The sequence below is a fragment of the Halomicronema hongdechloris C2206 genome (genome assembly GCF_002075285.3).
GTDB classification, from domain to species: Bacteria; Cyanobacteriota; Cyanobacteriia; order Phormidesmidales; family Phormidesmidaceae; genus Halomicronema_B; species Halomicronema_B hongdechloris.
Window position 1 is genome coordinate 4511756 of record NZ_CP021983.2, and the last position, 14633, is coordinate 4526388.

At 58.7% G+C, this 14633-nt stretch carries 10 protein-coding genes and 1 pseudogene; 6 read left to right on the top strand and 5 right to left on the bottom strand.

Annotated features, from left to right (window positions below):
* Nucleotides 1–272: 272 nt before the first annotated feature.
* A pseudogene (locus XM38_RS20490) lies at nucleotides 273–1557 on the top strand (GTPase family protein).
* Between the two features lie 31 nt (nucleotides 1558–1588).
* On the opposite strand, the gene XM38_RS20495 reads toward XM38_RS20490, so the two are convergent.
* Nucleotides 1589–4408 (bottom strand): tetratricopeptide repeat protein, encoded by a 2820-nt coding sequence (locus XM38_RS20495; RefSeq protein ID WP_187329487.1) that lies wholly within the window; start codon nucleotides 4406–4408, stop codon nucleotides 1589–1591.
* A gap of 453 nt (nucleotides 4409–4861) precedes the next feature.
* Here XM38_RS20495 and XM38_RS20500 point away from each other — a divergent pair, with 453 nt between their 5' ends.
* From XM38_RS20500 to XM38_RS20510, 3 genes are all read left to right on the top strand, one after another.
* Entirely contained in the window at nucleotides 4862–6409 is a 1548-nt protein-coding gene (locus XM38_RS20500) for a SagB/ThcOx family dehydrogenase (RefSeq protein WP_080811231.1), read from the top strand.
* 91 nt (nucleotides 6410–6500) lie between these two features.
* A complete protein-coding gene (locus XM38_RS20505; protein WP_088430902.1) occupies nucleotides 6501–7736 on the top strand; it encodes an LL-diaminopimelate aminotransferase in 1236 nt (411 codons plus the stop codon).
* Nucleotides 7737–7793: 57 nt separating this feature from the next.
* On the top strand, nucleotides 7794–7985 hold the full coding sequence (locus tag XM38_RS20510) for a hypothetical protein (protein ID WP_137455193.1): 192 nt from the start codon (nucleotides 7794–7796) through the stop codon (nucleotides 7983–7985).
* Nucleotides 7986–8171: 186 nt separating this feature from the next.
* Here XM38_RS20510 and XM38_RS20515 read toward each other — a convergent pair whose 3' ends face one another.
* Together XM38_RS20515 and cysH are read right to left on the bottom strand one after the other, a co-directional pair.
* Nucleotides 8172–9587: an aromatic ring-hydroxylating dioxygenase subunit alpha gene (locus XM38_RS20515; protein ID WP_080811228.1), complete on the bottom strand. Its 1416-nt coding sequence runs from the start codon at nucleotides 9585–9587 to the stop codon at nucleotides 8172–8174.
* Between the two features lie 77 nt (nucleotides 9588–9664).
* Nucleotides 9665–10393: a phosphoadenosine phosphosulfate reductase gene (gene cysH / locus XM38_RS20520; RefSeq protein ID WP_080811226.1), complete on the bottom strand. Its 729-nt coding sequence runs from the start codon at nucleotides 10391–10393 to the stop codon at nucleotides 9665–9667.
* A gap of 368 nt (nucleotides 10394–10761) precedes the next feature.
* Between cysH and XM38_RS20525 the strand changes: the two genes are divergently transcribed.
* Both XM38_RS20525 and XM38_RS20530 read left to right on the top strand, forming a co-directional pair.
* Complete coding sequence (locus XM38_RS20525; RefSeq protein WP_088430904.1) at nucleotides 10762–11046, top strand: glutaredoxin family protein; 285 nt, start codon at nucleotides 10762–10764, stop codon at nucleotides 11044–11046.
* A 30-nt stretch (nucleotides 11047–11076) separates the two neighbouring features.
* Nucleotides 11077–12603: a UDP-N-acetylmuramoyl-L-alanyl-D-glutamate--2,6-diaminopimelate ligase gene (locus tag XM38_RS20530; protein WP_088430906.1), complete on the top strand. Its 1527-nt coding sequence runs from the start codon at nucleotides 11077–11079 to the stop codon at nucleotides 12601–12603.
* Here the strand turns inward: XM38_RS20530 and XM38_RS20535 are convergent.
* Together XM38_RS20535 and XM38_RS20540 are read right to left on the bottom strand one after the other, a co-directional pair.
* A complete protein-coding gene (locus tag XM38_RS20535) occupies nucleotides 12593–13930 on the bottom strand; it encodes a TRAP transporter large permease (RefSeq protein WP_080805861.1) in 1338 nt (445 codons plus the stop codon). The two genes, XM38_RS20530 and XM38_RS20535, sit on opposite strands and share 11 nt — an antisense overlap.
* A complete protein-coding gene (locus tag XM38_RS20540; RefSeq protein ID WP_080805863.1) occupies nucleotides 13927–14466 on the bottom strand; it encodes a TRAP transporter small permease subunit in 540 nt (179 codons plus the stop codon). Before XM38_RS20540 ends, XM38_RS20535 begins: the two co-directional genes overlap by 4 nt.
* Nucleotides 14467–14633: the final 167 nt, after the last annotated feature.

Below are 14633 nucleotides of genomic sequence, written 5' to 3' on the forward strand. Positions count from 1 at the left end.
ATTTGCTGCCTGGTAGGGACGGCAATTGCACTGGGCATAATCCCCCCCTCCTCATGCTGCAGAGCTATCGATACTACTGTTGTAGCGTTGAATGTTGCTTCGGGGGATAACTCGCTGGCGATCTTGACAGGGCTAACCTCTCGTCGCTTGACAGGAAGCCAACTCCCCTGCGGCAGGACGGAGGAAATAGGGAAACTGCGGGAAGCGTTGTGGCGGTGGCTATACAATGGCAAAGACATGGCGAATGTGACACCGATGCGATCGCAACGGCGATGACGGATCCCCAGGACTCTGCCAAATCATCTGGTCCCTCCCTGACAGGGCGGGTGAAGAACCTGTGGCGCCGCACCACCGGTGGGGCTGCGGGCGGCCTTGCCTTGGGAGCAAATGGGCCAGGCGGTGCTGGGGTGGTTCAATATCAGCGATGAGCGGGTGGCCGAGATTTTAGCGGCAGTGCGGGACGAATTGCCGGTTACGGAGGCGCTGCTGATCGGCAAACCCCAGTCTGGCAAGAGTTCCCTGGTGCGGGGGTTGACCGGGGTATCGGCAGCCATCGTCGGCCAGGGCTTTCGCCCCCATACCCAACACACGGAACGCTATGCCTATCCCTCGGAAGAACTGCCCCTGCTGATTTTCACCGACACCGTGGGGCTGGGAGAAGCCCATCAGGATATGCAGGCCCTGATTCAAGAGTTAATCGACGATCTGCGGTGGTCCCAGCAACAGGCCCACATCCTGATTCTCACCGTCAAGGGGACCGACTTCGCCGTCGATACCCTGCTGCAGCTGGTCAGCCAGATCAAGCAAGCCTATCCCCGGCTGCCCTGCCTGCTGACCATTACCTGTCTCCACGAGCTGTATCCCCCTGAGGTGGCCGATCATCCCGACTATCCCCCCCAGTTTGAGCCCCTGCAGCGGGCCAGTGAGACCTTGCGCCAAGAGTTCCAAGGGATATGCGATCGCACCGTGCTGATCGACTTCACCCTAGAGGAAGACGGCTACACCCCAGTGTTCTACGGCCTAGAAGCCTTACGAGACACCCTGGCCGATCTGCTGCCCGAGGCCGAAGCCCGAGCCATCTACCAGCTGTTGGAAGCACAGGACAGTGCCGCCGAGCAATTGGGTAACCTCTACCGTCGCACCAGTCGCCGTTACATCTCCACCTTCGCCATCATGGCCGCCACCCTGGCCGCAGTGCCCCTGCCCTTTGCCACCATGCCAGTGTTAACGGCCCTGCAGGTGTCCATGGTGGGGCTCTTGGGCAAACTCTACGGCCAAACCCTGAGCCCGTCCCAAGCCGGCGGGGTGATCAGCGCCATCGCCGGCGGGTTCTTGGCCCAGGTGATTGGGCGCGAGTTGATCAAATTTATTCCAGTCTTTGGAAGTGTTGTCGCCGCCTCCTGGGCCGCTGCCTACACCTGGGCTCTAGGGAAGGGGCCTGTGTCTACTTCGGTGACCTCATGGGGGGAAAAAAAGCCCGATCCCCAGCGCATTCAAGCGGTGATGCAAGATGCCTTCGAGGCTGCCAAGCAACGCTTCCGGCGACAGGATCCATGAGCGGGCCGGGGGCCAATGCCATGGGCAGAGGCTAGCGCTCTAGCAATTCTCGGAACCAGGGATCCTCCCAGAGGTCGTCGAAGGCGGCTTCACTGCGGGCGTCTTCTCGGTAATTGGGGTCTAAGCGCACGGCCTGTTGTAGATTTTCCAGGGCCAGGTCAAACTCTCGCTGCAGGCCATAGCAGACGGCTTTGTTGTAGTAGGTCTGGGCATAGTCGGGGGCCAGTTCCAGGGCCTTGTCGAAACTCTTGAGGGCCTCGGGATCCCGGCCGAGTTTCATCAGCACATAGCCACGGTTATCCCAGGCCTTGGGGGTGTTGGGGTTGAAGCGAGTGGCCTTGTCAAAGGAGGTCAGGGCATCATCGTAGCGCTCTAGTTCAATCAGGGCCAGACCGCGATTCAGCCAGGCCACGGCGTCGTTAGCCTGAATCTCGACGGCTCGGTCAAACGATTTGAAGGCCTCTTCATGCTGTTGCAGGATGCCGTAGGCTACGCCCCGGTTCACCCAGGCTTCATGGTATTCGGGGGTGATCTTTAGGGCCCGATCGAAGGCGGCAATGGCTTCCTGCCGTTGTTGCAGCCGGCTGAGCACCATGCCCCGATTTAGCCAGGCTTTAGCATCTTCCGGTTGCTGCTCAATCACCCGGTCAAAGGCGGTCAGGGCCTCGTCAAAGCGACGCAACTCTCGGAGCACGAGTCCCCGTTGATACCAAGCCCCGGTGTCTTCTGGGTGTTGTTCGGTGACTCGCTCCAGGGCCGTCAGGGCCTCCTCGTAGCGATCGAGTTCGATCAGGGCCAGGGCCCTATTGCGCCAAACTTCGGCGTTGCTGGGCTGGATCTCTAGGGCCTGGTCGTAGGCCGCGACGGCGTCGGCGTACTGGGTGTCGGCCAATAGGCGATTGCCCGACTGAATATAGTCTGCGGCGGTGCGGAAGAGCTGCGGGCGGTTGGTTTGTAGCCGTTGCAGCAGATCGGTGAGGGTATCGAGCCGTTGCTGGGCCTCACTGATGAAGGAGTCGGCCACATACTGGGGGCTGACCTCCCCCAGCTGCCGCATGATGTCGTCTTTCTGCTGCTGGGCTTCGTCCTGCAGGGTCTCCAGGCGCTGTTGGAAGCTGGCTTCCAGGGTAGAGAGGGTCTCCAGGGTGGAGCCACGACCCGCTGCAATATCCTGCTGCAGTTGCTCGATCTGGCGGTCTAGGTCGGCTTCGAGTTGCTCGAGGCGCTGGCGCAGGGTCACTTGGCGAGCCTCGGCGTCGCTGGAGAGGGCTTCGAGTTGGTCCCCCAGGCGGCGGTCGAAGGTGTCCAGTTTGTCCAGGACCCGATCGCGGCGGTCGAAGACGACACTGCGAATCTGGCTCAGTTGGTCGGTGAACTCGCTCTCTAGGGCTTGAAGCCGCTCTAGGGCCTGGTCCTGCTCGCCTTGGACGCTGTCTTTGAGCCCGGCCAATTGCTGGGTGAGGGTCTCGACGGAAGTCTGCAGGTCTTGCAGCAGGGTAGCCCGTTCGGCGTCGAGGCCATCCTGCAAGTGTTGCAGCTGCTCTCGGAAGCGGTCGGCGGTCTGCTGCAGGTCGGCAAAGGCGGAGGCCTGCCGCTGGTCTACCTGCCGTTGTCGTTGCTCAAACTGACTGAGGAAGTCGTCGGCACTACTCTGAAGTTGCTGCAGTAGGGCTTCTTTGCGGGCGTCAATATCGCCCTTGAGGCCACTAAATTGGGCCAGGAAGGTGTCTGCGGCCTGGTTCAGGTCACCCAGAATCCGCTCGTTTTGGCCTTGGATGTTCTGCTTGAGTTGGCTGAACTCGGCCTCGAAGGACTGGCTGGCCCGTTCGATGTTTTGCAGGGCTAACTCTTTGTGGCCAAAGACGCTGGCCTGTACTTCCGAGAGGGTCTGGCGGATGTCTTGGGCCTGTTGATTAAGGGTGTCGAGGATGCCGTCGGTCTGGCCTTGGATGCGTTGTTGGGCGTCGGCCTTGAGGCGATCCAGGTGGGGGGTGAGTTGATCGCCGAGGGATGCCAGGGCGGTGAAGGTGCGATCGCATTCCCCCTCGGCCCGATGCTGGAGGCCCTCTAGGCGTTGATTGAACTCATCGCTGGTGGTCTGCAACCGCTGCAGCACCTCTTGCTGGCGGGTTTGCAGGGTCTCTTGGTGTTGGTTGAAGGTCTGGCTGGCCTCGGCTTCACCCTGCTGCAGGTGCTGTAGCATCTCCACCTGACGCTGTTGAGCCGTCTCTTCCAGGTGGGCCAGCTTATCCTCGGCGGTGGACCTGAGGCCGGTGAGTTGGCCGACGAAATCGGTCTCCAGGGATTCTAGCCTCACCTGCAGGTCACTGACTTGCTGCTGCCAGTCTTCCAGGGTCTTGGCCTTGAAGGCGGCCAGGTCGTCCACCAGTTGCCCCAGCACCTGCCGCTTGGCTTTGGCATCTTGCTGAAAGCCGTCGGTGCGGCTTTCGAGTTCATCGGCCAGGTCTTCGGCATCCTTGAGGATGTGATCCAGCTCCCGGGTGGCATTGCGGATTTTATCTTCTAGGTCGGTGATTTCATTGATTTGCGATCGCACCACCTTGGCGACTTCCTGCACCACCGAACGCCGTAGCAACCAGAGAGATGCCAACCCTACTCCGATTAGCAACACCAAGGTGGTCAGCAGAATGACAAACAGCGTAGTGGCCCGGCTGAAGGCCACATTAGCCTCTCGTTGCAGCTGCTCAATTTCTTCGGTGGTTGGCGTCTGAGCCACCAAGGCTGGCACCGGTGCTTGGGCCTGTACCGCCTCGCCGCTCAACAGCATCAGAGCCAACACTAGGGTGCTGCGGGATAGGACTGAAACGGAAGTCGTCTGTGCGTGCCTCATTACACCGTTACCCATCTGCCGGAAATCCGTAATGCCTGTGCTGAGCAGTGACCCAGAATACGCCTAGGATAACTCGATAGCCACCGCTATAAACTCCTGGTGCCGAGTCTACCCTCATCCCTTAATCAGTATTGGTGCTCAGTTAACACTGAGCTCACCCACGGTAGTGAATTCTGCCGCTCCCTGGCAACAATTTTGTTAACCTTCTCCTAGGGGTTTTTCCAGAAACGCGTATCTCTAAACTTCCCAGCTCAGCCCACTATTTTTCCGCTGCCGCTGATACCCACGCTTAAATTAAAGCGATAAACCCCGCCCCCCGGTAAACACGCCCCCCGGTAAACACGCCCCCCGGTAAACATAGGTCTTTATCCAAGAGAGTTGGTATTGGCCCCTCCCATTCGAGCATCTCTAGCCTGCTTGCCTGCGATCGCCAGTTGCCCATCTTGAGTATCCATGTCCGACGCCCCGGTTACCATCGCCCAGCATTATCATGAACGTACTAAATATGACCCGGAGACCCTGGCCAGCAAGGCCAAGGGGTTAGATTTTTCCCAGCAACCCCTGCCCTTCAAAACTTACAAGCTAGGCAGCGAAATTGACCTCAAGCCCTATTTGGAGGGACCGTCTGATGCCGTCGAAGCTCCTGCCGAAACCCTCTGGTGGAGTCGCCTATCACGATTCTTGATCAATAGCTATGGCTTAACTGCCAAGGTGATGACCGTCAACGGTAGCCTCTTTTATCTGCGGGCAGCTCCCTCGGCTGGGGGGTTGTATCCAGCCGAGATCTATTTGATCTCTCGGGGCACCTCCCTACTGCCAGCAGGACTCTACAACTATCAAGTCCGCACCCACAGCCTTTGGCGATTTTGGGACGATCATCCCTGGCAATCCCTACAGGAAGCCTGTTTTTGGCACCCCGCCCTAGAATCCACTCAACTGGCCCTAGTCATCACCGCCGTATTTTACCGCTCCGCCTGGCGCTACCAAGACCGGGCCTACCGCCGCATTTACCTAGATAGTGGCCACCTGATTGGTAATCTGGAGCTGGCTGGTACCTTCACCGACTATCGCCCCCACTTAATTGGCGGCTTTGCCGATGAAGCCGTCAATAATTTGTTGTACCTAGACGCCGATCAAGAGGGAGCCGTGGCCATAGCTGCCCTGGCTGACTTGTTGCAGGTAGGGCAAAACCTGCCGCGCTATGGCACCGTGCTACCAACCCCATCCTACACAGAGTATCCCACCTTACCCGATGGCGACCTCTTGCCCTATCTTCATCGAGCGACTCAGCTCCCGCTCACAGCCAGTGATGTCCGCTGGTCTAATGCTGACGCCTCTAGCTCCGACCAAGCAGATACCCTGGAAGACAAGTACAACTTCCCCTTTTGCCTCAAGATCAAGCTCAACACTGCCCCCGTTGACTGGGGCGAGAACCTAGAAGAACTAGAGCCCACGATACTGCAACGTCGTTCCACCCGGCGCTTCAGTGGGGCCGATCTCACCCTAGAAGAACTCAAGGCCCTACTGGACTTCGCCTATCAACCCCACCACTATCACGATCAAGGCTTTGATAGCGCCCCTGACTACTTCGATCTCAGCTTGATCCAAACCTTTATTGCCGTGTCGGGAATTACCGGCCTAGATGAAGGCTGCTACTACTACGCCCCGCACACCCAAGAACTGCGGCAGATTCGCTTCAAAAACTTTCGCAAAGAGCTGCACTACCTATGCCTCGGCCAGGATTTAGGACGCGATGCCAGTGCTGTCCTGTTTCACACGGCTGACTTAAAGGCTGCCATTGCCCAATATGGGGATCGGGTGTATCGCTACTTGCATCTAGACGCCGGTCACCTAGGCCAGCGCTTAAATCTAGCTGCTGTCCGACTGCAGCTGGGAGTGAGCGGCATCGGCGGCTTCTTCGATGACCAGGTGAATGAAGTCTTGGGGATTCCCATCGACGAAGCAGTCCTCTATATCACCACCCTAGGGCGGCCTGCCTAAGCATGAAGGGGAATTCTCTGCCAGCGGGTCCCTGCCTCCCCGTTGGCACTGTAATCTGGATCAAGCATGTCTCATCTCCTGCCGCAGCATTATGGCGACCATCAACGACAATTATCTGAAACTCAAAGCTGGCTACCTGTTCCCCGAGATTGCCCGTCGGGTGAATACCTTCGTCGAGGCCAATCCCGATGCCGACATCATCAAACTTGGCATCGGCGATGTCACCGAGCCCTTACCCCAAGCTTGCTGCCAGGCCATGATTAAAGCGGTAGAAGACATGGGAGACCGGGCTACCTTCAAAGGCTATGGGCCGGAACAGGGCTATGGCTGGTTGCGAGAAAAAATCGTCGCCCATGACTTTCAGGCCCGTGGGTGCCAGGTCGAGGCCAGCGAGATCTTTATCTCGGATGGCTCTAAGTGCGACTGTGGCAACATCCTCGACATCTTCGGCAAAAATAACACCATCGCCGTCACCGATCCGGTTTATCCCGTCTATGTCGACACCAATGTCATGGCTGGTCACACTGGCCCCGCTAAGGATAATGGCGAATACCAAGGTTTGGTATATTTACCCATCAACGCCGAGAATCGCTTCACCGCTGAGATTCCCCGTCAGCCGGTTGATCTGATCTACCTCTGTTTTCCCAACAATCCCACCGGAGCCGTGGCCAGCAAGGAGCATTTGCAGGCTTGGGTTGACTATGCCCGCCAACATGGCTCCATCTTGCTGTTTGATGCCGCCTATGAAGCCTTCATCGCCGATCCTGCTATCCCCCATTCCATCTATGAAATTGAGGGGGCCCGGGACTGTGCCATTGAGTTTCGCTCCTTCTCCAAGAACGCCGGCTTCACCGGCACCCGCTGCGCCTTTACGGTAGTGCCCAAGTCCCTCAAGGGTAAGGCCGCTGACGGTTCTGATGTACCCCTGCATCCTCTCTGGAATCGTCGTCAGTCCACCAAGTTCAATGGCGTGTCCTACATCGTGCAACGAGGGGCAGAGGCGGTGTACTCCGAAGCTGGGCAAGCTCAGGTCAAAGAGTTAGTCAGGTTTTATCTAGACAATGCTGGCATCATCCGGGCGCAACTCACGGCAGCAGGCATTGGCGTCTATGGCGGAGTCAATGCGCCCTATGTCTGGGTTAAAACGCCCAAGGGACTTTCCAGTTGGGACTTTTTCGATAAGCTACTGCACACCTGTAACGTAGTGGGCACCCCTGGGTCTGGATTTGGCGCCGCTGGAGAGGGCTACTTCCGCCTATCTGCCTTCAATAGCCGGGAACAGGTTAATGAAGCCATGGCGCGTATTACCCGAGCTTTTAGCGTCTAAGCGGCACAGGAAAAGCTGGGCTACTGATTTGTCGCTAGAGACACCGGAAGGACAACCTTGCCCATGAACCATTGGCTCTGCAAACACCGCCGTCACGTCATGTGGCTATCGTTTTTGGCGATGGTCTGGCTGTTTTGCAGTGGCCAAGCCCAAGCCGGGCAGCTGACTGAACGATTGGGCCGGTTCTCCGATTGGACTAATCACCCCCAGGTTGAAGTAGCTAGTAGTGGCCGACTGCGCCTTCAATGATTTGCAGTTGGGGTTTGCAGCTGGCTCAGGCCTATCTAGAAGAACAAGTGGTCAAGCTTGTCCAAGTTGATGGGGTTGTCAACCCTATACCGCCCTAGCATATTGTGACAATGGCTACCATTATGCAGTAAGCCGTAAGGCCAGGAGCTAGAGAGCGAAATATCGGTCAACTTCCACTATGGCCTCCTAGGCGGGTTGATTGCGGGGAGGGATGGGTTGGCCTCGATGGAGTTTATGCTCTAGGGTGCCTAGGTACCACCAGATCCCAGCAGCGGCCAAGGGGATGGCGGTCAGCAAAACGCCCAGCCCCAAAGACAGGGAACCAGCCAGTGCCACCACCAGAGGAATGGCAGACCAGGTAGTGGCGCTAACGACCACGGCACCGCGCCGTACCTGCTGAATTCGCTGCAAGGCAGAGCGGCAGCTGTGGCAATGTTTAGTGTGGGAATGGTATCGATCCATTAGGGCTTCTTGAGACCATTCTGGAGCTAGGGAGGCCCCGGGAAAGGGATCGGCGGCAAACTCGCTGACCCACTGGCGGAATTGCAGCACATAGCGATCTGCTTGGGTGGGCAGATAACAGGCCTGGGCATAGGGCTGGGAACCAGCCTGGGCCAGAGCCCGCTCCTGAAGATGCAGGAAAATCTGATCGTCTTCTAGTACCCGGTTGTTGCCGACATGGGTATACCAACGGGGAGTGAGACCGATGAAGAGCTTGGGTAACCGGGTAGAAAACTTAAAAGGAAAGCGGGCAAGCAGTCGGCACTCTCCCTTACGAATGGGGACGGCATAGACCACGGTGAGGGTGCGGCCAAACTGCTGGGAAGTCAAGTCATGGTACATCAGCCCTGGGGCAATGAAGCGAGTGTGCTGGGTACCGAGCTTTCCTTGGCGCGGTCCCTCGGGCCAGAGGCCGCGAAAGCCCTGGCGGTCAGAAGCAAGTACCTCCATGGCCATGGGGGCAGCATTCTCGCGCTTACCCACGGTCTCGTGGTGGGTGTAGGGAATGTGGCTGGAGTCTAGGACGTTTTCCAGTAGGGTGAGGGCATCGTAGGGCAAATCTCGAAAGGTGTTCAGAACCACCCAGCCTTCAGAGTCGTCTTCTAAAGGGTCGATGACAGGCACCGGCACCTGGGCAGCCCTGGCGATATCTCCTGGATAGACAAATAACAGGCCCTGACGCACGGCCGTTGGTAAGGAGGTGGCACAAGCCCGGGGAGACTGGTGACCTTGCTGCTCTGGAAACTGTTGGGGAATTTGCTGGCAAGCCCCGCTGCCAGAAAAACTCCAGCCGTGGTAAGGGCATTCCAGCTGACCGGCCTCGTTGATGCGACCTTCCGACAGAGGCGCCAGACGATGGGGGCAACTATCCTCGAAGACGCGCCAGGTCTGCTCCTGGGGATCCCACCAGATCACCAGATCTCGCTCTAGCAGGGTGAAGCGATTGGGGCGGGTTTTATCCAGATCTTCCACATAGTGGACCGGATGCCAGGCTTCGGCCCAGTCGAAACGATCTGGGTCTGGACCACCAGCAGGCAGGGACCGCTGGTGGGGAGCTATGACGGCGGTGTCAGGAGCAGTTACTGGAGAATAAGTCACCATCGTAGTCAATTCAGTACGGCATTGGGAGTGAATCCCTATAGTTCTATTATGCCGTTACAAAAGTTTATGGGGGAGGCTTACCCATGAATGCCGCACTCGGTCTTACTGCTGCCGCGCCAGCGCCCGGCCCGTTCCTCTTCGCCTTGGGTAACGGGGGTGGTTAATGGTTCGTCGCCAATGCTGGTGTAGCCCTGGTCATGCAGCGGATTATAGATCACTTGCTGCTGAACGATATAGGTCCACACCTGCTTGCGGGTCCAATGGGCTAGGGGATTGATCTTGATGCGCCCCTGGGGATCCTGCTCGAAGATGGGTAAGGAGCGGCGGGATTGGGATTGATCGCGCCGTCGACCGGTGATCCAAGCCTGGACCCGTAATTCTTTCAGGGCCCGTTTCAGGGGTTCCACCTTGGTCACGTAGTGAAACCAGTCCACATCCTCTTGCCAGAGCCGATCTCCGTAACGAGCGGCAAACCTGTCCCGACTATGGGCAGCTTGGGGGCGGTAGACACGCAAATCCAGATCATAGGCAGCGGTGGCCCGGGCCATGGTATCGAGGGTTTCGGGGAAGTGGTGCAGGGTATCTAGAAACACTACCGGAATTGGAGGCTGGGGGCGTACCTCGTGATACAGCATGTGGGGAATGACCGGCAAGCTGAAGGAATTGGTTTGAATCAGGCCGTCGGTCCAGTGCTGTCGGCACCAGGCCAGAATTTCTTGAGGAGTAGCCTGGGCAAAGTGGCGATTGGCCCAGGCCAGGTCGAGTTGGCAGGTAGTTGTGGGAGTTGCCGAAATGCATTGAACCATAGGACAGTCGTCGCTGCGAGCAGCTTCAAGCAGAGAGTGTTACAGAACGTATCCAGTGCCAGTATGACATAATCACGCATATTCCGGTCGGGATACGGGTATTTATTGGCTCAAGGGATGGGGGGGGTGGAGGGAAGAGGGAGGAGTGAAGAGTGAAGAGTGGGAGTGAAGAGTGGGGAGTGAAGAGTGGGGGTGAAGGGTGAAGGGTGAAGGGTGGGGGTGAAGGGTGAAGGGTGGGTCGTGCTGCTGAAACTGGGTAAGCAATGGGTGGCAAGAACAGGACCCACCACGGGGCCGAGAAACGAAACCCCCATTCCGTGGGCTACAATCTGGGGCGTTGATGGTCACTGGACACTGAGGATGTTGGCATGCGGCTGATCCTTTACAGCAAACCGGGTTGCCATCTCTGTGAGGGGCTGCAGGAGAAGCTGGCAGCGGTGCGACAGATAGAAATTGACTTGGAGGTGCGGGATATTACTACCCGGCCAGAGTGGTTTGAGGCCTATCAGTACACAATCCCGGTGCTGTGTCGCCAGATTGAAACGGCAAACGGCATGCAAGAAGTGGTACTGCCACGGCTGTCACCCCGGGCGCCGGTGTCCCAGTTGGAGCGATTGCTACAGACGGCGGGGGCAGCAGGTAGGGCAGAATAATCGCAATCGCTAATGTGAGGAGTCGCTGACATGAACGTGCGTGAATTGCTGTCTCGGATTCCTGATGAGTTGATAGTGACGGTGCCAGCGACAGCCTCGGCGCTAGAGGCAGAGGTTAAGGGGCTGTGTGCCAATTCCCATGCTTGTCAACCAGGGGATGTGTTCGTGGGCTTGCCGGGAACCCGGGTAGATGGGGGCGAGTTTTGGCCCTCTGCGATCGCATCGGGAGCCATTGCTGCCCTGATATCGCCCCAAGCCCTAGAGCGACGGCCCCCTAGCGAGACGGAATCCCCCTGTCTGGTAACCCTGGCGGACATGGCCATTGCCTGTGCCGAAGTGGCAACGGCCTTCTACGATTATCCGGCTGAGGCGATGACATTAGCCGGGGTCACCGGCACCAACGGCAAGACCACCACCACCCATCTGATCGAGTTTTTGCTGCAGCAGGCCACCTTGCCCACGGCTCTACTGGGCACCCTCTACACCCGCTGGCCTGGCTATCAACGGACGGCCCTACATACGACGCCCTTTGCCATCGATCTACAGGCCGATCTGGCCGCGGCACGCCAAGCCGGCTGTCGCCATGGAGTGCTGGAGGTGAGCTCCCACGCCCTGGCCCAGCATCGGGTCTGGGGCTGCCCCTTCGACGTGGCGGTCTTCACCAACCTGAGCCAAGACCATCTGGATTTCCACCGGGACCTGGACGATTATTTCAACGCCAAGGCCCGCCTCTTTAGCCCTGACTATCTGCGGGGACGGGCCATCGTCAATGGCCGCGATCCCTACGGACAGCGGTTGCTAGCGCGGCTAGACCCGGCCCAGGTGTGGCGCTATGCCGTGGCCGATGACCAGGCCGACCTATCCGCCCATGACCTGCAGTATCACGCCACCGGCGTGACTGGGACGCTGCGCACTCCCTTAGGGACCCTGCCTTTCACCTCGCCCTTGGTGGGACAGTTCAACCTGGAAAATCTATTGGCAGCGGTGGGGGCGGTGTTGCATCTGGGGGTGCCCCTAGCCACGGTGGTGGACAGTCTCCAGCATTTCCCGAGGGTACCGGGCCGCATGGAACGAGTGCAGCTGCAGCTGCAGCAGGATATCAGCGTCATTGTCGATTATGCCCACACCCCCGACAGCCTGCAGAATTCCCTACAGGCAGCCCGACCCTTTGTGCCGGGGCGATTGATCTGTGTGTTTGGCTGCGGCGGCGATCGCGATCGCCGCAAGCGGCCCCAGATGGGTCGCATTGCCTATGACCTGGCCGATGTGGTGGTGGTCACCTCTGACAATCCTCGCACCGAAGACCCTGAGGCCATCCTGCAGGATATTTTGGCCGGGATTCCAGAGCCGTTGGCGGCGGAGCAGGTGGTGTGCGATCGCAAAGCCGCTATCCATCAAGCCATTCACATGGCGCAGCCGGGGGACGGCATTTTGATCGCCGGTAAGGGCCATGAAGACTACCAGATCCTCGGCACCGAGAAGATCCACTTCGACGATCGGGAACAGGCCCGCCAGGCTTTGGCCCAACGCTACGGGACTGCAGCGCCTAGCGGCTGAGAGCCGGCAGTCCATTCACCAGCACCGGGAAGGCAATAATCAGTACCAGCACCAGCAGCTGCAGCAAGATAAAGGAAATGGCCCCCCGATAGATGTGGCCCGTGGTCAAGGCGGCTGGGGCCACCCCGCGCAGGTAGAACAGGGCAAAACCAAAGGGCGGCGTCAGAAACGACGACTGCAGATTGGCGCCGATAATCACCCCGTACCAGACCAGGTCCATGCCCAGCTGCTGGGCGATGGGGGCAAACAGGGGCACCACGATGAAGGCGATCTCAAAGAAATCGATGAAGAAGCCCAGCACGAAGATGGTGAGCATACTCACCAGCAAGAAACTGAGGCTGCCACCAGGGAGATTGGCAAAACTGTCGAAGATGAACTGATCCCCGTGGAGGCCGCGAAATACCAGGCTAAAGGCCGTCGAGCCCAGCAGAATAAACATGACCATGGTGGTGGTACGCAGGGTGCTATCGCAGACATGCCTCAGGGTGGCCCGACTGAGTTGCCGGTTACAGGCTGCCAAGACCAAGGCCCCTACCGCTCCCAAGGCCCCGGCCTCGGTGGGGGTAGCCACGCCGAAGAAGATGCTGCCCAAGACCAGCAAAATCAGAATCAAGGGGGGCACCATCACCCGCAGCACCTTCAGGGCCAGGGCCCAACCTTTCACGGTGAGTAGCTCCGACGGCAGCGGCGGTGCCATATCGGGCCGCACCCAGGCGGTGATCAACACATTCAGGGCGAAGGCCAACGCCATCAGCAGGCCGGGCACAATAGAGCCCAGGAACAGGTCGCCGACGGAAATGCCCAACTGGTCCGCCAGCACCACCAACACGATGCTGGGAGGAATGATCTGGCCCAGGGTGCCGGAGGCGGTGATTACCCCGGCAGCCAGGGATTTGTTGTAGCCATAGCGCAACATGGTGGGCAGGGAAATCAGGCCCATGGTGACTACGGTGGCGGCGACAACCCCAGTCGTGGCCGCCAGCAGCGCCCCCACCACCACCACTGCTAGGGCCAAGCCCCCCCGCACCCGGCTAAACACCTGGCCCATGGTTTCCAGCAGGGCTTCGGCGATGCCCGATTTCTCCAGGGTGGCGCCCATGAAGATGAAGTAGGGAATGGCCAGCAGGGTGAAGTTGTTCATGATGCCGAAGATGCGCTGGGGCATGGCGGTCAAGAAGACCGGGTCAAACACCCCTAGACCCATGCCGATCAGCGCAAACAGGATGGCCACCCCCCCCAGGGAGAAGGCCACCGGATAGCCGATGGACAGCAGCACTAACGCCCCAGCAAACATGGTGGGACCCAGCCATTCGTAGGCAAAGGTCATGGCTCGCCCTCCGGGCTGTGCTGCCCTCGCAGGAAGGCTACCTGCTTGATGGCCTCCGAGAGGCCCTGCAAAATCAACAGGCCAAAGCTGACTAGAATCATGGCTTTGATCGGGTAGCGGGGCAGTCCTCCCGGATCGGGAGACGTCTCGCGGATGGCCCAGGAGGTTGCGATCGCATCCCAGGACACCCAGATCACCATGACACAAAAGGGCAACAGGAACAGCAGCGTCCCCACCAGATCAGCGATCACCTTGCGGCGGGTGCTCCAGCGAGCCTGCAGCACATCCACCCGCACATGGTCATTGTGGCGTAGGGTATAGGCCGCCCCCAATAGAAATACCAGGTCGAAAAGATACCACTGCACTTCGATCAGGGCATTGGAGCTGAGGTTGCGGCCGACGAAATAGCCCAAATAGCGGCCCAGCACATTCCAGGCCCCGACCCCCACCATCAAGAGCACCAGCCAATAGGTGATGCGACCAATACGAGTGTTAACAGCGTCAATCCAACGGGCAAGGCGCAGCAGCCGTTGCAATGGGTCAGCCCTCCCTCGGTGCACTCATTCAGAGTTGCTCGTTGCTAGCCTCAGTCTCGGCAACCGACCACTACCAGCAGGCAATCGCCCTGTATTGTATCGTCCCTTGGGGCCTGTTCTCGAGTAGGGTTACTAAGTACAGTAGAAACGACCCTTACTGCAGACTC

What these genes read in the sequence shown, in the direction of transcription:
- XM38_RS20530 (WP_088430906.1), top strand. Translation starts at nt 11,077, where the DNA reads ATGAACGTGCGTGAATTGCTGTCTCGGATTCCTGATGAGTTGATAGTG.
- XM38_RS20535 (WP_080805861.1), bottom strand. Translation starts at nt 13,930, where the DNA reads ATGACCTTTGCCTACGAATGGCTGGGTCCCACCATGTTTGCTGGGGCG.
- XM38_RS20525 (WP_088430904.1), top strand. Translation starts at nt 10,762, where the DNA reads ATGCGGCTGATCCTTTACAGCAAACCGGGTTGCCATCTCTGTGAGGGG.
- cysH (WP_080811226.1), bottom strand. Translation starts at nt 10,393, where the DNA reads ATGGTTCAATGCATTTCGGCAACTCCCACAACTACCTGCCAACTCGAC.
- XM38_RS20500 (WP_080811231.1), top strand. Translation starts at nt 4,862, where the DNA reads ATGTCCGACGCCCCGGTTACCATCGCCCAGCATTATCATGAACGTACT.
- XM38_RS20505 (WP_088430902.1), top strand. Translation starts at nt 6,501, where the DNA reads ATGGCGACCATCAACGACAATTATCTGAAACTCAAAGCTGGCTACCTG.
- XM38_RS20515 (WP_080811228.1), bottom strand. Translation starts at nt 9,587, where the DNA reads ATGGTGACTTATTCTCCAGTAACTGCTCCTGACACCGCCGTCATAGCT.
- XM38_RS20495 (WP_187329487.1), bottom strand. Translation starts at nt 4,408, where the DNA reads ATGAGGCACGCACAGACGACTTCCGTTTCAGTCCTATCCCGCAGCACC.